Genomic DNA, 25,190 nt, shown 5'->3' on the forward strand with positions numbered 1-25,190 from the left:
ACTGGACAAACTTCCCGCAGGAGACCCTCGACCGGCTCTGCCCTTAGGGCGGATGCCGCGGGACTCCTGCGGCACCCAGGGAGCGCCCGCCGCAGGGACTGTCCGCCCGCCGTCGGACGTTCTTCAGGCTCCACGCGGAGTGATCCTGGCGCAGCACTGCCCCGGGCTGTTGTTGGCCGCAACCCGCTCTTCCGGCTCGCCGCTGCCGGCCGCCGCCCCGCTGAGAAGGGCCCCGTTCATGGCACAGACGACACCGGGGTGCCCCTCCGAGAGGCGGTGGAAGGGGCAGTTGGGCAGCGTGAACCCGCCGCTGCCGTCGGGATTGGGACGGTAGCCGAAAGCGACGAGGAAGTCCTCCAGGCCCTGGCTGTCCGCGGCCAGCGCCTTCCCCTTGGCATAGGCGGTGGCGAGGAGAACGTCACGCACCGGCTGGTTGGTTGCCGCCGCCTCGTCGATGGCCGCTGCCATCAGCTCCCCGGCGAGGTCGTAGTTCCTGTCCGGCACCGAAACGCCCACTTCACGGGCAGCGGCCCGGTACACCTTCGAGGGGCGCCCGGACCCCGGCCCGGACTTTCCGGCCGGCTTGTGGAACTCCACGGCAAGCAGCCCGTCGGCCACCAGCCTGTCCAGGTGGAATGACACGGTACTCCGGGGAAGGTCCGTGGCGTCAGCAGCTTCGTCCCGGCTCAGCGCGGCAGGAGCAGCGAGCACCAGCTCATACAACTGCCGCCGCTTTTCGTCCCCGAGGGAGGACAGCGCCACCACCCGGCGTGCCCACGGAAGCCTGGTCATGCCCGCACCTCTTTCTAAAAAGATTCCTCTTGTTTAAATCTACGGCACTTTCTAAAATCAAGATATCTACTTTTAGAAGGAGTCCATCATGACAACAAGAGCAGCCCGCACGCCGGCGCAGGCACAGGACCAAAGAGGGGAACACCAGGCCTTCCTTTTGCTCCGCACGGTCTTCACGGTTGCACCTATCGTTTTTGGGTTGGACAAGTTCACCAACCTGCTGGTCGACTGGACGATCTACCTCGCCCCGGTGGCCACGTCCATCGTGCCCCTGCCCGCCCAGACCATCATGTATGTGGTGGGCGTCGTCGAGGTGATAGCCGGCATTGCCGTCGCTGTGCGTCCGCGGTTCGGCTCACTGCTCGTGGCCGTCTGGCTTCTCGGCATCATCGTCAACCTCCTGGTTCTCGGCGGCTTTTACGACGTGGCATTGCGGGACTTCGGGCTCCTGGTCGGCGCACTGGCCCTGCACCGGCTCTCCCCGGGGACAGGCATCTTCAGGTGAGCTGAAATGGACTGGCAAGGTGGGCGCTGGGCCCACTCGTGCAGGCCCGGCGTCCAGCCCGCCATTTCGAATACGATCTTGTGATGGCCCGCCTCATCGCTCCGGACGTTACTTACCACTCCTCCTGGCTGGAAGGAGCCGTTGAGTTCGACGGCGCCCGGCGTGACGGCGGAGGCGCCGAGGACTGGCCCCTGGAGCAACTCAAAAATCCCCAAACTTTCGGCCGCTTCGTGGACGCGCTACTTAGAGACGCACTGCCGGAGACCCCGCGCAAGCCGGGGCATGTGCCCTGCACCTACCTGTGGATCGTTGAAGGCAGCACGTTCCTTGGCTCACTCGCCATCAGGCACGAGCTGACCGACTTCCTCCTCAACGAGGGCGGGCACATCGGCTACAGTGTCAGGCCCTCTGCACGGCGCCGCGGCCATGCAGCCAGGGCGCTGGCTGATGCCCTGCCGATCGCCCGGGAACTTGGAATCCAGCGGGTCCTCCTCACTTGCGATGAGGATAACGCAGGCTCCCGGGCCACCATCGAAAAGAACGGCGGCGTTCACGAGGACACCCGCAACGGCAAACGCCGCTACTGGATCGACACGGCGTAACCGGTCCGCGGAGGACAGGGCTGCGGTTGGAAGTCGCGATGCGCGTTCATGCTCCAGGCGTTGGTCTGCGCTAATCCGAGGGCAGGGGGCTGGCCTGGATGATGATGTTGGTCCCCCACAGATCCTCGGTAAAGCAGGTGATCAGGACAAGCCTGCCCGGGACCCTGTCCCAGATCGCGCTGTCCCTCAGGGTGTCCTTGTACTCCGTGGTGATCTCATCGACGGTGAAGACCAGCGGCCCTTGCGCCGTGGATACGGTCAGCCGATCGCCCGGCTGCGCGCGTGAACTGATCCCGTTGAAGGGGGAAGGACGCCCCTCCCAGCTGTGCCCGACGATGTACGTCGTGTTGGTGGAGCCTGGACCAGGTGTGCCGTACGGGGTCAGCCAGTAAGCGTCCGGAGTAGGGGGAGGAACAAGGGAGCCAAGGCTCGCCTCCTGCTCCGTAAGAGAGAGCGGCAGGACGGCTTGGTCCATCTCCACCGCGGGGTAATCGATGTGCACGGGCGGCGAGGCGGCAGCTTCCTGCAGTGGACGATGTTCCACCGAGGGGGACGGCGGCTCTGCGGCAGCCGACAGAGACGATTGCGGCAGGGCCTCTCGACTCAGGGTCTGCGCGGACCCGCCGCCCAGGATTGCCGCCGCTAAGCCTGCCGCCCCCACGAGGGAGAGGACGGCTTTCCGCCGCAAGCCCTTGGTCCTAACTACTCCGACGCCTTCCGAGCACCAGCCTGGCTGCAAAGACGATGGCCGCGGTCACGGCAAGGGCCGCCATGACTATTCCGAGTGCCTCCTGACCTCCAACTGGGAGGCCCGCGGCCGTATCAATGTTCGTGCCCTGGTTCCGTCCCCCCGCACCAGTACCGGCCAGCGGGACAGCTGCTGCAGGGGCGGAGGAACTGGCGCCGTTGGCACCTGGCCCATTGCCCGCTGCTCCACCTGCTCCACCTGCGGCTGTCGCCGTCGGGCTGTCGACGGTTGTTGCAGTCGGCGTCGCTGTGGCGGACCCTGATGCTGTCTCCGTAGCAGTTGGTGTGCTGGTTGCAGTCGCCGTCGCAGTCGCAGTCTCAGTCGGGGAGGCCGTCTCCGTGGGCGTTGCCGTGGCCGTCGGTGTGCCCGAAATGGGCGGTGTGGTTGCGGCTGGCGTGCAAGCCGGGTTGGTGATCACGTTTGTGTCCAGGGAGACCTGACCGTTACGGGCGAGAACCCGGCCCTCCACAACGGCGTTGGTCTCCGCTGTTATGGAGGTGAGGGCAAGAATGGAACCTTTGAAACTCGATGCGGTACCCAGGGTGGCCGAACTGCCTACCTGCCAAAACACATTGCAGGCCTGGGCGCCGTTGGTGAGGATGACGCTGCTGGCTGACGCGGTGATCAAAGTCGACGCCACCTGGAACACGAAGACGGAGTTGGGGTTGCCCTGCCCGTCCAGGGTGAGCTGTCCGCTGAGGGCCAGCGAACTGGTGGACCTGTAGACACCTTCAGTCAACGTCATGCCCACAAGGTCCCCTGCAACGCTGGTGGTCAACGGCTGCCCTGCTGCGGCGTTATAGGCAGTGGTCAGGTCCGACTGCGCTTGCACCGCAACCGCATCTGCCGCGTGGATGGCCCCCGCCGTAATCCCTGGCGGAAAGCCTGTGATTGCAGTCCCGGGGCTGACGCCCAGGTCCCCCTGGAGGGTGGATGGGCCGGTGTTGGTCACGGCGGAGCCGGCGAGGACGGAGTAGGAGGTGGCAGTGCCCAAACCCACCGGCGTGGCAGCGAAGGCGGGTGACTGCTGCCACACCAAGGCGACCGCCAGGATAACGGCTCCGGCTGCACCCCCTGCCATTGCTGTTTGCCGGCGCCGGGATGCCCCCGAGGTGTGTCGTTGTGACCCGCGTCGTTGCGCAGAGCAGTGTTGCATGGCAGTTCCTTCCCCCAGCGGGCAAACGCCCCAAAGCACTGCCTGACAAATTGTGAGGGAGCGATACCTGCGGACTCTACGCTTCAAACGGTGGTCCGCCTACGGTCTCCGCAAACCGCGGGAAGACCCCGGAGGAACCTGGGAACGGCCGGCGCGGTCCCTAGTCCCCATCGTGGCTGGTCAGGGCGGGCTCCCGCGCCAATCCCAGGCCCTTGAGGGCGCACCTGGAACCCAAAAGAATTATTCAATTCCCTGGATGTGTCGCGGTTGCAGAGCATTTCCGCCGAACGTTCCGTCCCTAACCCGCCGGCCGCAGCGACGTGATCATCCGCTTGATATCCGCATACTCCGGCGTCCCCGCATACAGCTTCGCCTTCTCCAGGTACGGCAGCGACGGGTCGCCCGGCGTCAGGTTCAGCTCGGGGTTGTAGAACGCCCCGAACGTGGCGGCGTTGGGCGGCCAGTTGAAGAAGTGGAACATGTAGCAGGCAGAGTCACCTTCGGGAAGGGGCGCGGTGGTGATGCCGTAGGCCGCCGCCGGGGTATCCGGCGGGCCTGCTGCGATGTCGTTGCCGCGGGTTTCGAAGGTGTACCGCGGAACGGTGCCGTATTGCGCCAGCTGCGGCATCTCCTGCGATTCGAGGACCGAGTAGGGGTACTTTTCGGTGCACGTGGAGCCGGTGGCCATGTTGGTGCGCAGCGTCGCCAGCAGCCGCCCATCCTCGCTGGTCACCTCGGCGAATGCCCCGCCGCCCTCGGCCAGCTCCCCCGCCGGGTCCTTGATGTTCCATGTGGAGGGCAGGTCGAACGCCAGGTCGCCGGCCGCCGTGGTGTAGGTGGTCCAGGAAGCCGACGGCGAGGCAACAGAGGGGCCACCGGAGGCACTCGGCGAGGGTGCCGCCGTCGTCGTTTGCGTGCGGGTGGCGCTTGCCGTTGCGGTAACGCCCGACGACGTCCCCTGCGGTTGGCCGGCTTGCCCGCCGCACGCGGTGAGCAGCGAAAGCGAAAGAAGTAGTGCCGCGCCCGGCCGCGCTGACCGTTTCATGACATCTACGTCCCCTTCAACGCACCCTGCGGTGCGGGCTGCTTCGGCGACCGGACCGCAACGATGGTGAACACGAAGGCGATGACTGCCGTGACCACCAGCAGCATGAGGCCGATGAAGTAGCTGTTGTCCGCTGCGTTGTAGGTGGCTCCCATGACCAGCGGCGGGAAGTAGCCGCCCATTCCACCGGCCGCGCTGACAATGCCGCTGATGCTGCCCACCTTCCCCTGTGGCGCGAGCCTGCCCACCCAGGCAAACACGCCACCGGCGCCCAGGCCGAGCGATGCCGCCATGGCCACGAAGGTGAGGCCTGCCGGGATCTCGCCGTCGGGCCGCAGGTTCACGATGAAAGCCAGGACCGCGATGCCCGCCAGCGACGTGAGGACCACTGGCTTGGACCCGATTTTGTCCGCGACCGCTCCCCCGATGGGCCGGAACAGGACCGCCGCCAGGGCGAAACCCGCAGTCCGGGTGCCTGCAGCAGTGGGATCGAACTGGTAGATATCCCGGAGGTACGTGGGCAGGTACGTGGCGAAGGAGACGAACCCGCCAAAGACGATGGCGTAGAGGAAACACAGCTTCCAGGTGACGGCGAGCCCGGCCGCATCCTTGAGTTTCGGGATCACCGGCGCGGTGTTCCGCTTCCAGTCCGGGGACTCCTTCAGGTTGAACCAGATCACGGCCCCCATCACCACCAGCAGCCCGGCAATCAGCAGGTGCGTGGGCAGGTAGCCGATCCAGGTCACCAGGCGCGGGGTCAGGAAGGCCGCCAGCGCGGTCCCGCCCATCCCGGCGCCGAAAACGCCCGTCGCGAAGCCGCGCCGTGAGGGTTCGTACCAGGCGGAAACGAAGGGGATTCCGACGGCGAACACGGTACCTGCAATGCCCAGCAAGAGGCCGGCGCCCAGCACCACGGCGTAGGAACCGAGGGTGCCGCCGAGGGCCACCAGCAGGACGGGCGGGACACTGCCAAGCAGGACAACCGTGAACATGACCCGGCCGCCGTAGCGGTCCGTGAGGGCGCCCATCGCGATCCGGCCCAGCGCTCCCACAAAAATGGGCATGGCCACCAGCACCGCTGTGGAGGTTGGGTCCAGCCCCATCCCCTGGGTGTAGCGCGCGCCCAGCGGCGCCACGATGTTCCACGCCCAGAAGGCGGTGACCGAGGCGGCAGTGGCCAGGGCCAGGTTCCGTCCCTTGCCCGGGTGGGAGGTTTCAGTGGGCTGGGCGGCTGCGGCCATTGTCTTCTCCTCTCACCGGTTCCGGGTGTCCCGGTCCTGGGTCCCGACGGCGGACCAGCCGCGCCGGGCGCTGGGGGCGTTGGGATTCTGCGCGGCCTTGCCGCCCGCCCCGGTTCCGGCCCTCCGGCCCGGGCGTCCACCGGCCGCAGCACCTGCCTTCACCCGGTCCCGCGAGCGGTACACGATGTACGGGCGGAAGAGGTAGTGGAACGGTGCAGTGAAGGCGTGGACCAGCCGGGTGAACGGCCAGATGATGAACAGCGCCATCCCCACCAGCGTGTGCAGGTGGAAGGAGAACGGCGCGGCGGCCATGGCTGCGATGTCCGGCTGGAAGATGAACAGCGAACGGAACCACGGAGCCACGGTTTCGCGGTAGTTGTGCGCGTGCTCGCCCTCGAACACGCTGGCCAGCGTGGTCCACAGGCCGAACACGATGGCGGCAGTGAGGACCACGTACATGGTTTTGTCGTTCTTGGTGGTGGCCATGAACACGGGCCCGGTGGTGCGGCGCCGGTAGATCAGCAGGACGATCCCGCCCAGGGTTCCCACGCCCGCGATCCCGCCCACGAACAGGGCGTTGAAGTGGTAGAAGTCCTGGCTCATCCCCACCGCCTCCGTCCAGGACATCGGGATAACCAGACCGAAGAAGTGCCCGGCGATCACGGCGAGCAGGCCGAAGTGGAACAGCGGCGAGGCGATCCGCAGCAGCCTGGATTCGTAGAGCTGGGAGGACCTGGTGGTCCAGCCGAACTGGTCGTACTTGTACCGCCAGACCAGCCCGCCCGCCAGGCCCACCACCATCACGTAGGGCAGGACACCCCACAGCACAGTGTCCAGGGCAGAGAGTTCGACGGCGGCCCCGGGCTGTGTTTCAAAAGGCAGCGTTTCAAAGGTCACCATGGTCAGGCCCCCTTCACGGGCAGCAGGCGCGGATCGTAGGGGTCAAGGCCAACCGCCTCGGTGGGTGGCCCGTAGCCCGCCATCCGCATCACGGCCTGTTCGTCGGCCGGCGACTTTCCGGGGAGCGTGGCGCAGATGGCCGCCAGGATCCTGGCGTGCGGCAGCTTGTCCCGCAGCAAGCCGAACTTCAGCATCTCCAGACTGGGCCGGTACCGGATCAGCAGCTCCCGCCCCGCGGAGAAGTCCACCAGCGCCGTGTATTCCAGCACCATGGGCAGGTAGTCCGGCAGCTCTCCCTGGGTGTCCACCAAAATGTCGCTTTGCCGGTAGGCCTTCTTGAAGCTGCCCAGCACTTCGCCGCGGCGCCGGGTGTCCCCGTCCGTCCAGTAGCTCAGGTGCAGGGCGTGGCGACGGCTGAGGTCGAACTCCCGCACGTAGTGTGCCTGGCTCTCCATCAGCGGAGTGGATTCCAGTGCGTCCAGCACCTCCTGGAAGGGTTCGGCGGCGGCCGGGAACTCCGCGAGCGCGGCGCGCATGAGCGGGACCTTGGCCAGGAGGTCCTCGTCCGGGTAGGACAGGCACCACGCGCCGGCCATGTACGCCACCTGGTCGCGGCGGCTCACGGCTGGTCCTCCGCCGCGGCCAACGTGCCCGGCTCCGGCCCCTTGTCCGGGAAAAGGCCCGGCGGTGCCCCCCGGCCGTCCCAGTTCAGCAGGTTCACCCTGCCCTTCAGGCTGGTTCCCGCTGATACCTCACCGCTGGTCTGCCGGTCGCGCAGGGCGTTGAACGTGTCCACCGCAACCGGCACCGGCCTGCCGCTCGCCTCACCGAACGGCGAGGAATCCTGCATGCCCGGGCCGCCGTCGAAATCCAGCGAGCAGCCCATCTCCTCCAGGTCGTGCGCCTGCTCCACGTGCGCCTTGGGGATGACGTACCGCTCGTCGTACTTGGCGATGGCCATCAGCCGGTACATCTCGTACATGGCCTGCCCGTCCATGCCCACGGCCTCGGCGATGGACTCGTCCGGATCGTTGCCCAGGCTGATGCCGCGCATGAACGCACGCATGGCCGCAAGCTTCTTCAGCACCGCGGTGACCCGGTCCGCGTCCCCGGCGGTGAAGAGCTCGGCGAGGTACTCCACCGGGATCCGCAGCGCATCAATGGCGCCGAACAGGTGGCCGTGGTCCTCGCCGTCGTGCCCCTGGTCCCGCAGCAGGTCCACCACCGGGGACAGCGGCGGCACGTACCAGACCATCGGCATGGTCCGGTACTCCGGGTGCAGCGGCAGCGCCACCTTGTAGACCTTGGCGAGGGCGTACACCGGCGAGCGCCGGGCGGCGTCGATCCAGTCCTCCGGGATGTCCTGCGCCCGGGCCTCGGCCTGGACGGCGGGATCGTTAGGGTCCAGCAGGACGTCCATCTGGGCGTCGTAGAGATCCTTCGGGTCGGTGACGGACGCCGCCGCGGTGACCGCATCGGCGTCGTACAAAAACAGCCCCAGGTACCGCAGCCGGCCCACGCAGGTCTCCGAGCACACCGTGGGGATCCCCACCTCCACCCGGGGGTAGCAGAAGGTGCACTTCTCGGCCTTGCCGGTCTTGTGGTTGAAGTAGATCTTCTTGTACGGGCAGCCGGTGACGCACTGCCGCCAGCCGCGGCACTTGTCCTGGTCCACCAGCACAATCCCGTCCTCCACCCGCTTGTAGATGGCGCCGGAGGGGCAGGAGGCCATGCAGGACGGGTTCAGGCAGTGCTCGCAGATCCGCGGCAGGTAGAACATGAACGTCTGCTCGTATGCGAACTTGATCTTGTCCTCGGACTCCCGCCGGACCTTCTCCACCAGCGGGTCCAGGTGCCCGTTCTCCGCGGAGCCGCCCAGGTTGTCGTCCCAGTTCGCGGACCAGGTGACCTTGGTGTCCTCCCCGGTGATCAGGGATTTGGGCCGCGCCACCGGAAAGTCGTCGCCCAGGGGCGCGTCCACCAGGGTTTTATAGTCGTACGTCCAGGGCTCGTAGTAGTCCTTGAGCTCGGGCTGGACCGGGCTGGCAAAGATGCCGAACATTTTCTTCACCCGGCCGCCGGCCTTGAGCACCAGCCTGCCCCGCTTGTTCAGCGCCCAGCCGCCGCGCCACTTGTCCTGGTCCTCGTACCTTCGGGGATACCCCTGCCCGGGGCGGGTTTCCACGTTGTTGAACCAGACGTACTCGGTGCCTGCCCGGTTGGTCCAGGCCTGCTTGCAGGTCACCGAACACGTGTGGCAGCCGATGCACTTGTCCAGGTTCATCACCATGCCCATTTGAGCCATGACCCGCATCAGTACTGCACCTCCTGTGAGCGGCGGCGGACCGTGGCCACCATGTCGCGCTGGTTTCCGGTGGGGCCGAGGTAGTTGAACGCGTACGCCAGTTGCGCGTAGCCCCCGATCAGGTGCGAAGGTTTCACCAGCAGCCGGGTGACCGAATTGTGGATGCCGCCGCGCCGCCCGGTGGCCTCCGACTTCGGCACGTCGATGGTGCGCTCCTGGGCATGGTGCACGTACACCACACCGGCGGGCATCCGGTGGCTGACGATCGCCCGGGCCACCAGGACTCCGTTGATGTTCAGGCATTCCACCCAGTCGTTGTCCCTGACCTGGATGGAATCGGCGTCCGCCGGGCTCATCCACACCGTGGGCCCGCCGCGGGACAGCGAGAGCATCAGCAGGTTGTCCTGGTATTCGGAGTGGATGGACCACTTGGAGTGCGGCGTCAGGTACCGGACCACCACCTCCAGCTGCCCGTTCCGGCCGAGTTTGGGTTCGCCGAAGAGCCGGTGCATGTCCAGCAGCGGCCGGTAGATGGGAAGGGCTTCGCCGATGTCCGTGAGCCAGTCGTGGTCCAGGAAGAAGTGCATCCGGCCGGTGAGGGTGTGGAAGGGCTTGAGCCGTTCGATGTTGATGGTGAACGGGGCGTAGCGGCGTCCGCCGGTTTCCGAGCCGGACCATTCCGGCGAGGTGATCACGGGCACCGGGGCGGCCTGGGTCTGGGCGAAGGTGATGAACTTTTCCTCCGAGCCCTCGGCGAGGTCCGCCAGCTTCCTTCCGGTCCGGACTTCCAGGTCCTTGAAGCCCTGCACGGAAAGCATGCCGTTGGTGGTGCCGGAGAACGCCAGGATGGCCTCCGCCATTTTGGCATCGGTGTCCAGGGCCGGCCGGCCGTCCGCGGCGCCGCCGAGCATCACGCCGTTCGAGTGGCTGAGCCGGCTCAGCGGGCCGTCCAGTTTGTAGGTGACGTTCTTGACGGTGAAGCCCAGCTTGTCCGCCAGGGGCCCGACGGCGGCCAGCTTGTCCGCGATGGCCGTATAGTCCCGCTCCACCACGGAAAAGACGGGCATGTTCTGCCCGGGGACGGCGGGGATGTCCGGCTTCCGCCAGTCGCGGACCGTCCCGCCGGGCTGGGCCAGCTGGCCAGGGGTATCGTGCTGCAGCGGCACGCTCACCAGGTCGCGCCGGACGCCCAGATGGGTCCTGGCCAGCCGGGAGAACTCGCGGGCCAGCAGGTGGAAGGTGTCAAAGTCGGTCTTGGTTTCCCAGGGCGGGTCGATCGCCGGGGTGAACGCGTGGACGAACGGGTGCATGTCCGTGGAGGAGAGGTCGTGCTTTTCGTACCAGGTGGCGGCGGGAAACACGACGTCGGACAGCAGCGTGGTGGAGGTCATCCGGAAGTCGGCGGAGACCAGCAGGTCCAGCTTCCCTTCGGGCGCCTTCTCGTGCCATTTCACGTGCGTGGGTTTCAGCCCCTCCGCGTGGTCCTCGCCCAGGACGTTGTTGTGGGTGCCCAGCAGGTTCCGGAGGAAGTACTCGTTGCCCTTCGCCGAGGACCCGAAGAGGTTGGAGCGCCAAAGGACCAGGGTGCGCGGCCAGTTCTCCGGGGCATCCACGTCCTCGATGGCCGGGTTCAGGGTCCGGTTCTTCAGTGCGTCCGCGATGTAGCCGGGGGTGTCCTTCGCAGTGCCGGCGGCGACGGCGGCCTCCGCCTCGTCGGCGAGGTCCAGGGGATTGCGGTCGAACTGCGGGTAGAACGGCATCCAGCCAAGCCTTGCGGACTGGGCTATGGCGTCCGCGGTGTGCAGGCCGTCCAGGGCGCCGGTGGACAGCGGGGACTTCAGCGCGTCCGCGGAGTAGCCGTCCTGGCGCCACTGGTCCGTGTGCATGTACCAGTACCCGGTGCCGATCATGGTGCGCGGCGGCCGGGACCAGTCCAGGGCATTGGCCAGCGACACCCAGCCGGTGATGGGGCGGGTCTTTTCCTGCCCCACGTAGTGCGCCCAGCCGCCCCCGTTCCGGCCCATGCAGCCGGTCAGCATCACGAGGGCCAGCACCGCCCGGTAGGTGGTGTCGCCGTGGAACCACTGGCAGATCCCGGCGCCCATGATGATCATCGACCGGCCCCTGGACTGCTCGGCGTTCCGGGCGAACTCGCGGGCCACCCGGATGCAGGCCTGCGCGGGGACGGACGTGATCTCCTCCTGCCAGGCCGGGGTGTACGGGGTGGCGGCGTCGTCATACCCCGCGGCCCACTCTCCGGGCAGCCCTTCGCGGCCCACGCCGTACTGGGCGAGCATCAGGTCGAACACCGTGGTGGCCAGCTGGCCCTCCACCTCGATCACGGGCACCCCGCGCCGGAGCACGCTGCCGGTGCCGTCCGCCTGCTCGAAGCACGGCAGCAGGATCTCGGCGCTTTCACCCGAGACCTCCCGCAGGGACAGTGCGGGGTCCATCCCTTCAAGGTCCAGGTTCCATCTGCCCTCTCCGCTGCCGGAGTAGCGGAATCCCATGGAGCCGTTGGGGACGGCCGGTCGGCCGGCCTTCTTGTCGAACAGAACGGTGCGGAACGCCGCGTCCTCAGCCCCGGACTCCGCCGGGATGTCACGCGCGGTGAGGAATTTCGACGGCGTCAACGCGCCGTCGTCGCGCTTTTCCAGCCTAACCAGGAACGGCAGGTCCGTGTACTGCTTGACGTAGTCCGTGAAGAAGGGAACCTGCCGGTCCACGAAGAATTCCTTGAGCATCACGTGCCCCATGGCCATGGCCAGCGCGGCGTCGGTTCCAGCCTGGGCGGGGAGCCACTCGTCCGCGAACTTGGTGTTGTCCGCGTAGTCCGGGCTGACGGTGACCACCTTGGTGCCGCGGTACCGCACCTCGGCCATCCAGTGCGCGTCCGGGGTGCGGGTGACCGGAACGTTGGAGCCCCACATCATGAGGTAGCGGGCGTCCCACCAGTCGCCGGATTCGGGGACGTCGGTCTGGTCTCCGAACACCTGCGGGCTGGCCACGGGAAGGTCCGCGTACCAGTCGTAGAAGGAGGTCATCACCCCGCCGATGAGCTGGATGAAGCGGGTTCCCACCGCGTGCGAGACCATGGACATCGCGGGGATGGGCGAGAAGCCGGCGCAGCGGTCCGGGCCGTAGGTCTTGATGGTGTTCACGTGCGCCGCGGCCGCGATTTCGATGGCTTCCTGCCAGGACACCCGGACCAGCCCGCCCTTGCCCCGGGCCTGCTGGTAGCGGCGGCGCTTCTCCGGGTCGGCGGCGATCTCGGCGAACGCCAGCACCGGGTCTCCCAGCCGGGCCTTGGCCTCGCGGTACATCTCCACCAGCACGCCGCGGGCGTAGGGGAAACGGACCCGGGTGGGCGAGTACGTGTACCAGGAAAAGGCAGCCCCGCGGGGGCAGCCCCGCGGTTCATATTCGGGACTGTCGGGGCCCACGGAAGGGTAGTCGGTCTGCTGCGATTCCCAGGTGATGATGCCGTCCTTGACGAACACCTTCCAGGAGCAGGAGCCGGTGCAGTTCACCCCGTGGGTGGAGCGGACCACCTTGTCGTGGCTCCACCGGTCGCGGTAGAAGATATCCCCCTTGCGGCCACCCTCCCGGAAAACTGCCCTGCCGTCGTCGGTCTGGTCCCACTTCGTAAAGAACCTGCCCAGCTTCAGCATTGCATCCGATGCCGGCCCGTCCACCCCCGCGACAAAACGCTCCTCAGCCATGCTGCCACCGTAGGTGCGGCGCGGCTGGTCCAGTAGGGTCTTTCGACTGGTTGCAGCTGCTTGGTGGCAGGACTAGGCTCTGGTCGCCTGCCGGGCGCCTGCGCCGGAGCGCTTCCCGCCCTAGGCTGGACTTCGGACACACTGGACAGGAGGCTGCGGTGGCTGAGACGACGTTAGCCAAGGCGGGCGTGGCGGAGCTGATGGCCGAACTGGCCGGGCTCGAGGACCCGAGGGCGCGCGAGGTGAACGAGAGGCACGGGGATGACCACGGCGTGAACCTCAGCAAACTGCGTGCCATCGCCAAGCGGCTGAAAACCCAACAGGAACTTGCCGGTGACCTCTGGGCCACCGGCGATACCGCGGCGCGGCTGCTGGCGCTCCTGGTTTGCCGGCCGAAGGCGTTCGGGCGTGGCGAACTGGATGCGATGCTGCGGGAGGCGCGGGCGCCCAAGGTGCAGGACTGGCTGGTGAACTACGTGGTGAAGAAGAACCCGCACGCCGAGGAGCTGCGGGTGGCCTGGCTGTCCGATCCTGATCCGGTAGTAGCAAGTGCCGGCTGGGCGTTGACAAGCGAGCGCGTGGTGAAGGCGCCTGACGGCCTGGACCTTGAGGGGCTGCTGGACGTCATCGAGGCGGAGATGAAGGACTCCCCGGACCGGCTGCAGTGGGCCATGAACACCTGCCTGGCCCAGATCGGCATTGGGCACCCCGGGCTCAGGGCCCGCGCGCTGGAGATCGGCGAGCGCCTGGAGGTGCTCAAGGCCTACCCCACTCCCCCGGGCTGCACCTCACCGTTCGCCCCCGCGTGGATCAACGAAATGGTGCGCCGGCAGGCGGGGCACTAAGGGCCGTCACCGGAAGTCGGCCGTTGATTCCTTCGCCACTTCCAGGAGCGTGGTTTGGAAGGCAATCTCGGCTGCGGCCCGCACCCTGTCGTGACGGTGCGCGAGCAGGACCCGCCTTGAGGGTGCGGTAGTGCCCAGGGAGACGATGCTGACCCCCGGGTGTTTGTTGACGACGGCGGTTCGAGGCGCCAAGGCGATGCCGAGCCCCACGCTGACCATCGCCTGGGCTTCCTGGTAGTCATTGGCGTGGAAGGCGATCCGGGGGGTGAAGCCCGCGGCACGCGCGCTTCGTTGGAGCACCTCCACCACCGGGTGCGCTTCCTCGCGGACAATCCATTCCTCATCGGCAAGGTCCGCCATGTCAACCTGCTTGCGCCGGGCCAGCCGGTGGTCCTTTCCCACCACGAGGGCGGTTGCGTCCTCGAAAACCGTGGTGAGGGCAAAGTCCTCGGCGTTGATCCTGCTCCATTCGTAGTCCCAGAGGAGGGACATGCCCACCTGCCCGTTCTCCAGCATCTCGACCAAGACCTCAAAGCGGCTGCTGCGCACATGCAGCTCAATGGCAGGGTACTGGCGTTTGAACTTGCTGATGACCAAGGGAAGAAACGAACCTCCCAGCGTGGGGAAGGTTCCCATGGTGAGGCTGCCCCTGTTCAGCCCGGCGATTTCGGCGAGGTCCGCTTCGGCAGCCGCCATCTGCCTGAGGATGCGGCGCGTGTGCGCCGCCAGGACGTGGCCGGCATCCGTCGGTACCATTCCGCGGGTCTGTCGCTGAAGAAGCGGCTGGCCGATCTCCGATTCCAGTCGCCGCAGCTGCTGGGACACGCCTGACGGCGAGTACACGTGCTTCTCGGCCGCTGCCGTGATGGATCCGAGCTCCACCACGTCCAGCAGCAGTTCCAGCCTTCGAACATTGAGCATCGGCACGGACTCCTTTGAAGTGTTGCTTACATCCCCTTAAGGATTTTAGCCTGCACCTTCATCCACAGCCGAACGGGGACGGGCCGCACGCCGTCGGAGTCAAGAAAAGGGCTGCCATGACCTTCGAAATGCCCATCCAGCCGCCATTTGATTGAAGTAAAAGTGCAAGACCCTGCAAAAAATAGCGTTTGTAATTCAATGATGGGGCGGATCACACTAGGTCCTAGCCGAAAGGCGGAACGGCCCACAGCAGGGCCCAGGAAGGTGTGAAAGCAATCATGTTTAGAATCCCAGCAGCGTGGATGCGGGGCGGAACCAGTAAGTGCTGGGTGTTCGAATGGGACAACCTCCAAGTCCCCGGAAAGAGCGTTGACGAAGTCCTCCTTCGGCTGTTCGGCAGCCCGGACAACCGCCAGATTGACGGCGTGGGCGGGGGAACCTCCACGACCAGCAAGGCTGTGATCCTTTCCCGCTCAGCCAGCGCCGAGGCAGACGTTGACTACACTTTCGCCCAGGTGGCCGTCGAGGAGCACAGGGTTGACTGGGGAAGCAACTGCGGCAACTGCTCAGCGGTGGTGGCACCGTACGCAATCGATCGGGGCTGGGTTGATGCCGGCCAGGAAACGACATCCGTGCGGACGCTGAACACGAACACCGACCAGCTCATCCTGCAGAAGGTTTCCACCCCGGACGGCAGGCTCCAGGAGACCGGTACCCTCATGATTCCGGGCGTTCCGTTCCCGGGGCTGTCCGTGGGCATGGGTTTCTTCGATCCTGCAGGACGGACAACCGGGAAGCTCTTCCCGACCGGAGAGCCGGTGGAGAAGGTGACGTTCGACGGGCGGGAAATCCCTGCCACCCTGATTGATGCCGGTGCGCCGCTGATCATCCTGGAGGCTGCTTCCGTGGGACTCACCGGGAATGAGACAGCCGGGGAGATCGATGGCCAGGCTGAACTCCTCGTGCACCTGGACGACGTGCGGCGGGACGCAGCGGTTCGAATGGGCCTGGCCGCCACGAGGGCCGAAGCCGAGCGTGCGATTCCGAAGCTCGCGCTGGTGGCCCGGCCGTCGTCGGATGAGGGAGCCGACCTGGTGGTCCGGATGCTGTCAATGGGCAAGCTCCACCCGGCGCTGGCGATCACCGGAAGCGTCGCCCTGACTATGGCTGCACAGCATGAAGGCACCGTGGTGCGGGACCTGATCTCCACCGACGCTTCTTCCGGGCTCGCCATGCGGACTCCTGCGGGCCTCGTCCAAACCTGGGCCGAGACCCGCGACGGTGTCCCGGTTGTGGGCACCCTCCGAAGTGCCCGCCGCTTGGCCGATGCAGAACTGTTGCTGCCAGAGACCTGGTAAGCGCGCAACCACAACAATCTGCCCCTCGCGCGCTCCTGGAAGGCGCTGCGCCGAGATAGGCACCCGATCAAAAGGATCATCTCAATGACGAGCAACAAGTCATCCTTGGAACCACCCGGAACCGCTCCGCAAGAGGCACTTGCCGGGCAGTACGAAGAAGCGGACCTGCCAGAGCCGCCCAAGCATTCCCGGCGGACCATCCTTTCAGCCGTCGGCGCCTTCGCATTGCTGGGCACCGCCACCACGGTCCTCGGCGGAAGCCTGCTGAATCCGCCCTCCAGCACCGAGGACGGGGACTTCAGCGGCGAAACCCTGGAGTTCCTGATCCCCCTCGCGTCAGGCGGCGGAACCGATACCTGGGCACGTTTCATCGGCACCGAACTAACCAACTATGTTGCGGGCCGCCCCGGTTTTGCGCCCGTGAACGAGGCCGGCGGCGAAGGCATCCTGGGCACCAACAGGTTTGCCCGCTCGGCAAAGACAGACGGCACGGAAATCCTGGTGGGGACGGCATCGACCGTTGTCCCTTGGGTCCTGGGCCGCTCGGCCGTGAAGTATTCCTTCGAAGACCTCAAGCCCGTCGTCGTCAACGGCACCGGCGGGGTCATCTATGCCCGTGCCGAGGCCGGAGTGTCCGGTCTTCAGGACCTGATAAACCGGGATACGCCCCTGGAATTCGGCGGCATCAGCGCCACGGGCCTGGACATCACCACGCTTGTTGCCTTCGACCTGCTCGAAGCGGACGTGACAAGCACCTTCGGCTTTGAAGGCCGGGGACCGGTCAACCTGGCGCTCCAGCGCGGGGAAATCGACCTGGACTACCAGACCACCTCGGCCTACGGCTCAGCCGTTGCCGGCATCGCCAAGGAGGGCAAAGCCGTTGTGCTCATGTCCTTTGGCCAGCTGGACGGAGCAGGCAACGTTGTCCGGGACCCCAATTTCCCTGATGTACCCACGGTCGCCGAGGCCTACGAAACGCTCCACGGAAAGAAACCCGCGGGCGAGAAGTTCGAAGCGTACAAGACCCTGCTGGGACTGACCTACACCTACCAAAAAGGACTGTGGGTTCCGCAGGAGACACCCGAAAAAGCCTATGAGCTGCTCCGCAGTTCCAGCGAAAAGCTCGGGACCGACAAAGGCTTCCAGGAAAAAGCCGCCAAAGTCCTCGGCGGCTACCCCCTCGTCGCGGACACGGGCGTGGCAGACCGCGTCCGGGACGCCTACTCCGTCAGCAACTCCGTCCGGTCCTATGTCACAGGGCTGCTCGCGGACAAATACAACATCCACGTTGAATAAGGACCATCATGCTTGACTCCGCAATGGCAGCGCTGGCATCCCTCGCTGACCCCTCCCTCCTCATCATGCTCCTGATCGGCACCGTAGCCGGCCTCATCATAGGCCTCATCCCGGGGCTGGGCGGCACCGGCGCCGTCGCAATCCTCCTGCCCATCACTTTCGGCATGGAACCGCCCCAGGCGCTGGCCCTCCTGATTGGAGCCCTCGCCGTCGTCCATACTTCAGACACCGTTTCCGCCGTGCTGCTCGGCGCACCCGGATCCGCGTCTGCGAGTGTGACCATGCTGGACGGTTACTCCATGGCCAAGAAAGGACAGGCAGCCCGTGCCCTGACGCTGGCGTTCCTCTCGTCAATGGCCGGAGGCATCATCGGCGCAATCGGCCTGACCCTGGCGATACCGCTTGCCCGGCCTCTCGTGCTCTCCTTCGCCAGCCCGGAACTGTTCATGCTGACCGTCCTGGGCGTAGCCCTGGCCGCAGTCCTTTCGCGGGGAAACATCATCAAGGGTGTCTCCGCCGGACTCCTTGGCCTGGTCCTCGGCATGGTGGGAACCTCACCCACCACGGCCGAGGAACGCTTCACGTTCGGCAGCCTGTTCCTCGGCGACGGCCTGTCGCTCGTGGCCGTTGCCCTGGGAATCTTCGGCCTGGCCGAAATCGCATCACGTGCAAGCCAGAGGCGCGGACAAAGGGAAACAATAACCCTCGGCGGCGGCTGGGGCCAAGGCATCCGGGAATGGCTCAGCCACTGGACCCAGGTCATCCGCGGAGCGCTCATCGGCATCTGGGCCGGCGTCCTCCCCGGCGTCGGTGCCACCGCAGGAACCTGGCTGGCCTACGGTCAGGCCGTCGCCACCGCCAAGGACAAGCGCCAGTTCGGCAAGGGCGACCCGCGCGGAATCGTCGGCCCCGAAAGCGCCAACAACTCCGTGGAGGCCGGCGACCTGATCCCCACCCTTCTCTTCGGCATCCCCGGCGGCGTACCCTCCGCGATGCTCCTCGGAATGCTCCTCACATACGGCATCCAGCCCGGTCCTTCGATCATCACCGAGCACCTGGACCTGATGTACCTGATCGTCTGGTCCTTCGCCATCGCATCCATTCTCGGAGCGCTCTTCTGCTTCCTCAGCGTCAAGCAGCTGGCAAAGCTGACTAAGGTCCCCTTCGCCGTCCTGGCCGCGGGACTCGTGGCCGTTATGCTCCTCGGCTCATTCCAGGAGGGCGGCCAGCTGGGCGACCTCTGGGTGATGATCATTTTGGGCGTCTTTGGCTGGCTGCTGAAGTCCACCGGGTTCCCGCGGGCGCCCTTCCTCATCGGCTTCGTGTTGGCAATCCCGCTGGAACGCTATTACTTCCTCACAGACAGCCTGTACGAAGGCTTCGACTGGATGGCCCGGCCCGGTGTCCTGGTCTTCCTGGCGATCCTGGTCCTTCCGATGATGTGGGCCTTCGTCAAGTTCATCCGCGCCCGCCGCCAGACCAACCTCGACGACGGGCACAGGGATGAGCAGCCCGAGGACGACGAAGCGCCCCTGAAGAACTCGACCTGGTCCCTGGCAGCATCCGGCATCTTCGCCGTCGCGTTTGCCGCAGCCCTCATATCATCGGCGTCCTTCTCACCCGAGGCCAGGCTCGTCCCCCAGCTGGTGAGCATCGGCGGACTGGCCTTCTCCGGGATCCTCCTCTTCACCGAAATTCGGGCACGGGTCCGCACGAGGGCCGATCGGGCCGGCTGGACACTCGATGCAGGCTTCGCATTGAAAACCTTCGCATGGATGACCGGTTTCCTGGCACTCACCGCAGTATTCGGATACCTCGTGGCCGTGACGGTTTTCATTCCCGCGTTCCTGCTGGTGGTCGCAAGGGCCCGCCTCAAGGTCGCCGTCATCTATACAGGGGTGCTGTATGTCGTGCTCCTGGCGCTCCCCTCCCTGCTGCCGATCGACCTGCCGCAAGGCTGGCTCAACACCCTTGTCTAGCAGTCCCTACCCCCTAAACCATTGGAGAAAGACAAATGACGGTACTCGTGGCCTATGCGCCCGCCCCCGAAGGACGGGAAGCACTCACGGAGGGCATCAAGGAAGCGCACCTGCGAAAGTCGGATCTGCTGATTGTCAATGTGGGCCGGGGACACCATGACCTCGACGATCACGAGATCGCGGAACTGGAAGGCAAGCTGTCCGATGCCGGGCTTGCCCTCACGGTCGAATCCTCCGTTTTGGCCGACCCGGGAGATGCAGTGATCCAGATTGCGCAGGACCGAGACGTCGAAATGGTCGTCATTGGCCTGCGGCACCGCTCCATGGTGGGCAAGCTCATTTTGGGAAGCACCGTTCAGCGGATCCTCCTGGACGCCACTTGCCCCGTGCTCGCCGTGCGGGCCGACAGGCTGTAAGTACAGGCACAACCTGCCGGACCCCCGTCCGGCGCGCGTGCCGCCGTCCACGCACTCCATCGCAACAGGAAGCCCGAGAGACGGGCGCGGAGGACGGCGCGCACGCACAGGAGGCAGGGCCATCTCCGGGCCCTGCCTCCCCTTATGTGGCCATCTTTTCCGATACGCCAGACGAAGGACAGCCACCATGAGGCTGCGCAGCCAACCGCAGACCCGGTGAAAGCCGACACCCGGGACGGCTTATCCCGGGCACCGCCCGCCGCAGCCGTATCCTGCTGGTGGCGGCCGCAACCACAATCCTGGGCGCCCTCCCGCCGGGCAACACCATCTTCAGCCCGGCAGCCGCCACGGAACCGGAGCCTGCCATGACAGCTGTTCAGATCATCCCACTCGCCATCCTCGTGGTGATGTTCATCGTCGCCACGAAGTGGCCGCTGAACATCGGGGTGATGGGGCTGGTGGCGTCCTTCGGCGTCGGCTACTTCATGCTTGGAATGACCGATAGGGAGATCCTGGCGGAGTTCCCCGCCAGCATCGTCCTGACCATCATTGGGGTCACCTACTTCTTCAGCATGGCCCAGCGGAACGGCACGATCGACATCATTGTCCAGACGTGCGTGCGCCTCGTGAGGGGAAGGACCCTGCTGCTTCCCTGGGTGTTCTTTCTCATGGCTGCTGCACTGACGGCACTGGGAACCTTTTCCCCCGCCGCCGTCGCCCTGCTGGCCCCGGCCGCCATCGGCTTTGCCTACGAATCCCGCATCCATCCCGTGCTGATGGGCGCCTTCATCATCAATGGCGCCCATGCGGGAGGCTTTTCCCCGTTGTCCGTAGCCGGCGTCCTGGTGCACGGGATTGCAGCGGAAAACGGCTTTCCCATTTCCCAAGGCTCGCTTTTCGCCGCGAGCTTTGCCGTCAACCTCATCCTGTCAGTCCTGACCATCGTGCTGTTCGCCCTTACAGGCAGGCTTCGCGACAGTAAGGGTGGCCAGCACGCGGATGTTGATACGTCACCTTCCCGGCGCCCGCATGGCCAGCAGATCGTCACTCTGGCCTTGATCGTGGTGATGCTGGTGTGCACGCTGGGCTTCCGCATGCCCATCGGTTTTGTTGCCCTTTCCGCCGGCCTCCTCCTGGCACTGATCAACATCAAGGAACACCAGACCTTCATCGGCGGCATCTCGTGGTCCACTGTCCTGCTGGTGGCGGGCATGATCACCTATGTCTCCCTGCTCCAGCACGTGGGAGTGATTGATACCCTCGCCGGGCATGCCCTGGCATTGGGCGCGCCGCTGGTCATTGCCCTCGTCCTTTGTTATGTCATCGGCGTTGGCTCGGCCTTTGCCTCCTCAACAGCTTTGCTGACTGCGTTCATCCCGTTGGCGGGCCCGCTGCTGGCCACCAGTTCCCTGAGCGCCTCCGGTACGGTCGCCGCCCTGGCCATCGCCGCCACAGTGGTTGATGTGTCCCCCTTCTCCACGGACGGTGCGCTGATCGTTGCCAACGCACGGGAGGATGACCGGCAGCGCGTATACCGCCAACTGATGGCCTACGCCGGCGCGGTGGTGCTGGCCGGCCCGCTGCTGGCCTGGGCCTTGCTGGTACCGATGGGCATCGTGTGAGCGGTCCGGGCGCCTCGCAGAATGGCGGAACCCCCGCGCGAGTCTAGCTCCAGCGCGGGGGCTCCCTTGCTTCCGTGTTGGGGAACGTGGAAACAGACAGCAATCTATCCGGTGATAGCTTCCGCCAAAGTCCAATTCGGCAGATCACCGCGAATATTGATCGAACCTTGAGCAGAACCTGAGAGTGCCCTTGGATCGAACCGCCTCTGATGCCTTACGTCCAGTCCGACGAGAAATCCAGCGGCGGCCACCACCGCGTCCGCGTGTGGACAGCGAACCTGCGTCCGGTGACCTCGGTGGGGTTGATCCGAACCAGGTGCTCCTTGAGGCCTGGTTCCCAAGGTTCACGGTCCGGGTCCGCAAGCTCCAGGGGCAAGACGCCGTCTTCCACGGGCTCGGGAATGCCTTTGACCACCACGCTCCACACCTCGGTGCTGTACGCGTTCAGCCCGTCCGTCTCCAGCGCCACAGCGGCCCCTGCGAGCAAGGAACGCAACTTGGTGCCAGGGGCAGTCCGAAAATAGAGTGCCTCCTCTGCCGCCACGATGTTCACCGGAAAAATCTCGGGGGCGGTCCCGTTGATGACCGCCAGCCTGCCGATGTACGAGGAGCGCAGGTACTTCCAGCACTCCGCTTCAGTGAGGACCTCGGTGTTCGATCCCGGCTGTGTCATGCCCATGGCCATGATCCTAGACTTGCCCGGCAGGCTGGCGCAGCTCCAGGTATTCCTTCAGCGCCATCCAGGTGGCCTGTTCCCGGCGGTTGCCCACGGCCCTCACCAGGGGCCCGAGAAGCCGCAGCGGGCCGTGCGGCTCCAGCCTCCAGACCCAGCGGAGCCTGCAGTGGTTTCCTTGCGGGGCGAAAGTCAGTCCGCCGGTGATGTCCAGGCCGGCAGTCCGGCTGTGCGATTTCAGCGAACGGGGACGGTTGAACCCCGTGCATTCGATGGTCACGCGGGAGCGGCGCCGCCCCTTCATGACGGCGGCGTACCGGGTCCCGAGCCCAACGGGCCCGGGCGTGAGCTTCTCCACCTGCACCATGCGTGGGTTGTAGAGGGGCTCGTTGGTTTCGTCCGCCACGAAATCGAAGACTGCCTCGATCGGGGCGGCGATCACTATTTCTCCGATGATCGGCTTCATCGTTCCCTCCAAGGCCGCCGTCCGCAGGACCCGCGGCACGGGCCCTGCGAACAGCTTTGACTCAACCTGGCAGGAGCGGAAGTGCCGAAGGTCCCTCAGCCCTGGGCGGCCAGCTGCCTGCTTTCAGCAAGCCTGATCCAGGTGTCCACCACGGTGTCCGGGTTGAGGGAGACGGACTCGATGCCCTGGTCAACCAGCCACTCCGCCAGGTCGGGGTGGTCGCTGGGGCCCTGGCCACAGATACCGACGTACTTGCCGCGCTCCCTGCAGGCCCGAATTGCCATTGCCAACAGCTTCTTCACGGCAGGATCGCGCTCATCGAAGCCCCCGGCCACCACCGCCGAATCCCGGTCAAGGCCCAGGGTCAGCTGGGTCATGTCGTTGGAGCCGATGGAGAAACCGTCGAAGTAGTCCAGGAACTCATCCGCCAGCAGCGCGTTGGACGGCAGTTCGCACATCATGATGACCTCGAGGCCATTTTCGCCGCGCCGCAGCCCGTTCTCCGCGAGGAGGTCGATAACGCCGCGGGCCTCGTCCAGGGTCCGCACGAAGGGGATCATGAGCTTGACGTTGGTCAGGCCCATCTCGTTGCGGACGAAGGACAGCGCCTCGCACTCGAGGTCGAAGCAGTCCCGGAACGAGGGATCGAGGTAGCGTGAGGCGCCGCGGAAACCGAGCATCGGGTTTTCTTCGTGCGGTTCGTAGGCGGGCCCGCCGATGAGGTTGGCATACTCGTTGGACTTGAAATCGGACATGCGCACGATGACCGGCTCAGGCGCGAAGGCGGCGGCGATGGTGGCCACACCCTCGGCCAGGCGCTTGATGTAGTAGTCGCGCGGGCTGTCATAGGCGGCGATCCGTTCCCGGATTTCATCAGCCACGTCCGGCGCCTGGTCCTCAAGGTTCAGCAAGGCTTTGGGGTGGATGCCGATCTGGCGGTTGATGATGAACTCGAGGCGGGCAAGGCCCACGCCGTGGTTGGGCAGCTGGGCAAAGGTAAACGCCTGTTCCGGCGTTCCCACGTTCATCATCACTTTCACCGGCGCCTCGGGCAGTTGGGTGATCCCGGTTTCCTCGACCGTGAAGTCCAGCAGCCCCTTGTAGATGACCCCGGTCTCGCCGTCGGCGCAGGAAACAGTGACCTCGACGCCGTCGGACAGCGCATCAGTTGCGTGGCCGGTTCCCACAACCGCGGGGATCCCCAGCTCGCGGGCGATGATGGCGGCATGGCAGGTCCGCCCGCCGCGGTTTGTGACGATGGCGGAGGCGCGCTTCATGATCGGTTCCCAGTCGGGATCGGTCATGTCCGCGACGAGGACGTCGCCCGTCTGGAATGCCGCCATCTGGTCGAGTGCGGTGAGGATGCGGACGCTGCCGGCGCCGATGCGCTGGCCAATGGCACGGCCTTCCGCCAGGACCGGGCCGGTTTCGTTGAGGCGGAAGCGGGTCTGGCTGCCGGGGGCACGGCGGGACTGCACGGTTTCCGGGCGTGCCTGCAGGATGTACAGGCCGCCGTCAATGCCGTCCTTGCCCCACTCAATGTCCATGGGCCGGCCGTAGTGCTTCTCGATGGCGACGGCGTGCCGGGCGAGCTGCTCGACGTCGTCGTCGCTGAGGCTGAAGCGCGAGCGCAGGGAAGCCTCCACCGGCACGAAGTCGATGGTGCGGCCCACTTCCTGGCTGTTCGTGTAGGTCATCTGGAGGGCTTTCTCGCCCAGGCCGCGCTTGAGGATGGCGGGGCGGCCGGCCGCCAGGGCCGGCTTGTACACGTAGAACTCGTCCGGGTTCACGGCACCCTGGACGACGGCTTCGCCCAGGCCGTAGGAGGAGGTGACAAAAACGGCGTCCTGGAAGCCTGATTCGGTGTCCATGGTGAACATGACACCGGAGGACCCGACGTCGGAGCGCACCATCCGCTGGACGCCGGCCGAAAGTGCCACGTCGGCGTGCTCGAACTTGTGGTGGACGCGGTAGGCGATGGCCCGGTCGTTGTACAGGGACGCGAAGACGTCCTTGATGGCCTGCAGGATGTTCTCGATGCCGCGGACGTTCAGGAAGGTTTCCTGCTGCCCGGCGAAGGAGGCGTCGGGCAGATCTTCGGCGGTCGCACTGGACCGCACCGCCCAGGAGAGGTCCGCGGAGCCGCCGTGCTTCTCGACCAGCTGCTGGTAGGAGTTCCGGATCTGTTCTTCGAAGTCCGGGAGGAAAGGCGTCCCGCGCACCAGGGACCGGATCTCCTGGCCTGCTGCGGCCAAGGCCGTCACATCATCAGTATCCAGGCCCACCAGCCGGTCGGCGATCTTCTGGTCCAGGCCGGAGTCTGCCAGGAAGCGGCGGTAGGCGTCAGCGGTGGTGGCGAAACCGTCCGGCACCTGTACGCCGGCGGAGGTCAGGTTCTGCACCATTTCGCCGAGGGAGGCATTCTTGCCGCCCACCCGGTCCAGGTCCTTAAGCCCGAGTTCGGAGAACCACAGGATGTCTGTTGTCATAGTTGCTGCTCCTTTGCAGAGGGTCGCGCACCTACCCGCATCCGCGCACGGCGGACGCGCGGAGATGCGCACAGTTCCTGTCCACAGTGTCAGGTCTCCAAAAGTCCTG

The 25,190-nt window shown here is 66.0% G+C and carries 21 protein-coding genes; 8 read left to right on the forward strand and 13 right to left on the reverse strand.

The genetic code is table 11. The annotated features are described in order from the left end of the window. Window positions 1–123: 123 nt before the first annotated feature. Complete coding sequence (locus PV768_RS07860) at window positions 124–792, reverse strand: helix-turn-helix transcriptional regulator (RefSeq protein ID WP_421092733.1); 669 nt, start codon at window positions 790–792, stop codon at window positions 124–126. An 88-nt stretch (window positions 793–880) separates the two neighbouring features. Here PV768_RS07860 and PV768_RS07865 point away from each other — a divergent pair, with 88 nt between their 5' ends. After that, on the forward strand, window positions 881–1,297 hold the full coding sequence (locus PV768_RS07865; protein WP_421092734.1) for a hypothetical protein: 417 nt from the start codon (window positions 881–883) through the stop codon (window positions 1,295–1,297). A gap of 83 nt (window positions 1,298–1,380) precedes the next feature. After that, window positions 1,381–1,899 carry a GNAT family N-acetyltransferase gene (locus PV768_RS07870; protein ID WP_421092735.1) on the forward strand — a complete coding sequence of 173 codons (519 nt, stop codon included), beginning with the start codon at window positions 1,381–1,383 and terminating at the stop codon, window positions 1,897–1,899. A 70-nt stretch (window positions 1,900–1,969) separates the two neighbouring features. Here the strand turns inward: PV768_RS07870 and PV768_RS07875 are convergent, their stop codons facing one another. The 8 genes from PV768_RS07875 to PV768_RS07910 all read right to left on the reverse strand — a co-directional run bounded on the left by PV768_RS07875 (window position 1,970) and on the right by PV768_RS07910 (window position 13,016). Further along, complete coding sequence (locus PV768_RS07875; protein WP_421092736.1) at window positions 1,970–2,587, reverse strand: class F sortase; 618 nt, start codon at window positions 2,585–2,587, stop codon at window positions 1,970–1,972. A gap of 10 nt (window positions 2,588–2,597) precedes the next feature. Continuing rightward, window positions 2,598–3,728 (reverse strand): ice-binding family protein, encoded by a 1,131-nt coding sequence (locus PV768_RS07880; protein ID WP_421092737.1) that lies wholly within the window; start codon window positions 3,726–3,728, stop codon window positions 2,598–2,600. Between the two features lie 373 nt (window positions 3,729–4,101). Then, a complete protein-coding gene (locus tag PV768_RS07885) occupies window positions 4,102–4,848 on the reverse strand; it encodes a hypothetical protein (protein ID WP_421092738.1) in 747 nt (248 codons plus the stop codon). A gap of 5 nt (window positions 4,849–4,853) precedes the next feature. Next, window positions 4,854–6,089, reverse strand: a complete 1,236-nt coding sequence (locus tag PV768_RS07890; protein WP_421092739.1) for an MFS transporter — start codon at window positions 6,087–6,089, stop codon at window positions 4,854–4,856. A gap of 12 nt (window positions 6,090–6,101) precedes the next feature. After that, the gene (gene narI, locus PV768_RS07895; protein WP_421092740.1) at window positions 6,102–6,989 is read right to left on the reverse strand and encodes a respiratory nitrate reductase subunit gamma; all 888 of its coding nucleotides are present in this window, start codon (window positions 6,987–6,989) and stop codon (window positions 6,102–6,104) included. Window positions 6,990–6,991: 2 nt separating this feature from the next. Beyond that, window positions 6,992–7,612 carry a nitrate reductase molybdenum cofactor assembly chaperone gene (gene narJ, locus PV768_RS07900; protein ID WP_421092741.1) on the reverse strand — a complete coding sequence of 207 codons (621 nt, stop codon included), beginning with the start codon at window positions 7,610–7,612 and terminating at the stop codon, window positions 6,992–6,994. Next, window positions 7,609–9,303, reverse strand: coding sequence for a nitrate reductase subunit beta (gene narH / locus PV768_RS07905; protein ID WP_421092742.1), 1,695 nt, complete (start codon window positions 9,301–9,303; stop codon window positions 7,609–7,611). The genes narJ and narH overlap by 4 nt, the downstream gene beginning before the upstream one ends. Next, on the reverse strand, window positions 9,303–13,016 hold the full coding sequence (locus tag PV768_RS07910; RefSeq protein ID WP_421092743.1) for a nitrate reductase subunit alpha: 3,714 nt from the start codon (window positions 13,014–13,016) through the stop codon (window positions 9,303–9,305). The genes narH and PV768_RS07910 overlap by 1 nt, the downstream gene beginning before the upstream one ends. A 200-nt stretch (window positions 13,017–13,216) precedes the next feature. Between PV768_RS07910 and PV768_RS07915 the strand changes: the two genes are divergently transcribed. After that, window positions 13,217–13,861: a DNA alkylation repair protein gene (locus tag PV768_RS07915; RefSeq protein ID WP_421092767.1), complete on the forward strand. Its 645-nt coding sequence runs from the start codon at window positions 13,217–13,219 to the stop codon at window positions 13,859–13,861. Window positions 13,862–13,867: 6 nt separating this feature from the next. On the opposite strand, the gene PV768_RS07920 is transcribed toward PV768_RS07915, so the two are convergent. Then, on the reverse strand, window positions 13,868–14,782 hold the full coding sequence (locus PV768_RS07920; protein ID WP_421092744.1) for a LysR family transcriptional regulator: 915 nt from the start codon (window positions 14,780–14,782) through the stop codon (window positions 13,868–13,870). 278 nt (window positions 14,783–15,060) lie between these two features. On the opposite strand from PV768_RS07920, the gene PV768_RS07925 reads away from it, so the two are divergent. The 5 genes from PV768_RS07925 (at window position 15,061) to PV768_RS07945 (ending at window position 21,453) form a co-directional block, all read left to right on the forward strand. Further along, the gene (locus PV768_RS07925) at window positions 15,061–16,140 is read left to right on the forward strand and encodes a PrpF domain-containing protein (RefSeq protein WP_157240755.1); all 1,080 of its coding nucleotides are present in this window, start codon (window positions 15,061–15,063) and stop codon (window positions 16,138–16,140) included. A gap of 84 nt (window positions 16,141–16,224) precedes the next feature. Next, window positions 16,225–17,436 carry a hypothetical protein gene (locus tag PV768_RS07930; protein WP_321214555.1) on the forward strand — a complete coding sequence of 404 codons (1,212 nt, stop codon included), beginning with the start codon at window positions 16,225–16,227 and terminating at the stop codon, window positions 17,434–17,436. Window positions 17,437–17,444: 8 nt separating this feature from the next. Next, window positions 17,445–19,415, forward strand: coding sequence for a tripartite tricarboxylate transporter permease (locus PV768_RS07935; protein WP_421092745.1), 1,971 nt, complete (start codon window positions 17,445–17,447; stop codon window positions 19,413–19,415). 35 nt (window positions 19,416–19,450) lie between these two features. Beyond that, window positions 19,451–19,831, forward strand: a complete 381-nt coding sequence (locus tag PV768_RS07940) for a universal stress protein (RefSeq protein WP_157240749.1) — start codon at window positions 19,451–19,453, stop codon at window positions 19,829–19,831. 365 nt (window positions 19,832–20,196) lie between these two features. Further along, the gene (locus PV768_RS07945) at window positions 20,197–21,453 is read left to right on the forward strand and encodes an SLC13 family permease (RefSeq protein WP_421092768.1); all 1,257 of its coding nucleotides are present in this window, start codon (window positions 20,197–20,199) and stop codon (window positions 21,451–21,453) included. A 214-nt stretch (window positions 21,454–21,667) separates the two neighbouring features. On the opposite strand, the gene PV768_RS07950 is transcribed toward PV768_RS07945, so the two are convergent. The 3 genes from PV768_RS07950 to ppsA all read right to left on the reverse strand — a co-directional run bounded on the left by PV768_RS07950 (window position 21,668) and on the right by ppsA (window position 25,081). Then, window positions 21,668–22,132 (reverse strand): pyridoxamine 5'-phosphate oxidase family protein, encoded by a 465-nt coding sequence (locus tag PV768_RS07950; RefSeq protein WP_157240741.1) that lies wholly within the window; start codon window positions 22,130–22,132, stop codon window positions 21,668–21,670. A gap of 10 nt (window positions 22,133–22,142) precedes the next feature. Beyond that, complete coding sequence (locus tag PV768_RS07955) at window positions 22,143–22,592, reverse strand: SRPBCC family protein (RefSeq protein ID WP_421092746.1); 450 nt, start codon at window positions 22,590–22,592, stop codon at window positions 22,143–22,145. A gap of 95 nt (window positions 22,593–22,687) precedes the next feature. After that, a complete protein-coding gene (gene ppsA, locus PV768_RS07960) occupies window positions 22,688–25,081 on the reverse strand; it encodes a phosphoenolpyruvate synthase (RefSeq protein WP_421092747.1) in 2,394 nt (797 codons plus the stop codon). Window positions 25,082–25,190: the final 109 nt, after the last annotated feature.

Origin of the sequence: Pseudarthrobacter sp. CC4 (assembly GCF_048957775.1) — a bacterium.
Lineage (GTDB): Bacteria > Actinomycetota > Actinomycetes > Actinomycetales > Micrococcaceae > Arthrobacter.

Excerpts from the sequence above, each read along its gene's own strand:
- narI (WP_421092740.1), bottom strand. The coding sequence starts at position 6,989 with ATGGTGACCTTTGAAACGCTGCCTTTTGAAACACAGCCCGGGGCCGCC.
- PV768_RS07915 (WP_421092767.1), top strand. The coding sequence starts at position 13,217 with ATGGCCGAACTGGCCGGGCTCGAGGACCCGAGGGCGCGCGAGGTGAAC.
- PV768_RS07945 (WP_421092768.1), top strand. The coding sequence starts at position 20,197 with ATGACAGCTGTTCAGATCATCCCACTCGCCATCCTCGTGGTGATGTTC.
- PV768_RS07890 (WP_421092739.1), bottom strand. The coding sequence starts at position 6,089 with ATGGCCGCAGCCGCCCAGCCCACTGAAACCTCCCACCCGGGCAAGGGA.
- PV768_RS07950 (WP_157240741.1), bottom strand. The coding sequence starts at position 22,132 with ATGGGCATGACACAGCCGGGATCGAACACCGAGGTCCTCACTGAAGCG.
- PV768_RS07870 (WP_421092735.1), top strand. The coding sequence starts at position 1,381 with ATGGCCCGCCTCATCGCTCCGGACGTTACTTACCACTCCTCCTGGCTG.
- ppsA (WP_421092747.1), bottom strand. The coding sequence starts at position 25,081 with ATGACAACAGACATCCTGTGGTTCTCCGAACTCGGGCTTAAGGACCTG.
- narH (WP_421092742.1), bottom strand. The coding sequence starts at position 9,303 with ATGCGGGTCATGGCTCAAATGGGCATGGTGATGAACCTGGACAAGTGC.
- PV768_RS07885 (WP_421092738.1), bottom strand. The coding sequence starts at position 4,848 with ATGAAACGGTCAGCGCGGCCGGGCGCGGCACTACTTCTTTCGCTTTCG.
- PV768_RS07935 (WP_421092745.1), top strand. The coding sequence starts at position 17,445 with ATGCTTGACTCCGCAATGGCAGCGCTGGCATCCCTCGCTGACCCCTCC.
- PV768_RS07880 (WP_421092737.1), bottom strand. The coding sequence starts at position 3,728 with ATGGCAGGGGGTGCAGCCGGAGCCGTTATCCTGGCGGTCGCCTTGGTG.
- PV768_RS07955 (WP_421092746.1), bottom strand. The coding sequence starts at position 22,592 with ATGAAGCCGATCATCGGAGAAATAGTGATCGCCGCCCCGATCGAGGCA.
- PV768_RS07865 (WP_421092734.1), top strand. The coding sequence starts at position 881 with ATGACAACAAGAGCAGCCCGCACGCCGGCGCAGGCACAGGACCAAAGA.
- PV768_RS07925 (WP_157240755.1), top strand. The coding sequence starts at position 15,061 with ATGTTTAGAATCCCAGCAGCGTGGATGCGGGGCGGAACCAGTAAGTGC.
- PV768_RS07910 (WP_421092743.1), bottom strand. The coding sequence starts at position 13,016 with ATGGCTGAGGAGCGTTTTGTCGCGGGGGTGGACGGGCCGGCATCGGAT.
- PV768_RS07860 (WP_421092733.1), bottom strand. The coding sequence starts at position 792 with ATGACCAGGCTTCCGTGGGCACGCCGGGTGGTGGCGCTGTCCTCCCTC.
- PV768_RS07920 (WP_421092744.1), bottom strand. The coding sequence starts at position 14,782 with ATGCTCAATGTTCGAAGGCTGGAACTGCTGCTGGACGTGGTGGAGCTC.
- PV768_RS07940 (WP_157240749.1), top strand. The coding sequence starts at position 19,451 with ATGACGGTACTCGTGGCCTATGCGCCCGCCCCCGAAGGACGGGAAGCA.
- PV768_RS07930 (WP_321214555.1), top strand. The coding sequence starts at position 16,225 with ATGACGAGCAACAAGTCATCCTTGGAACCACCCGGAACCGCTCCGCAA.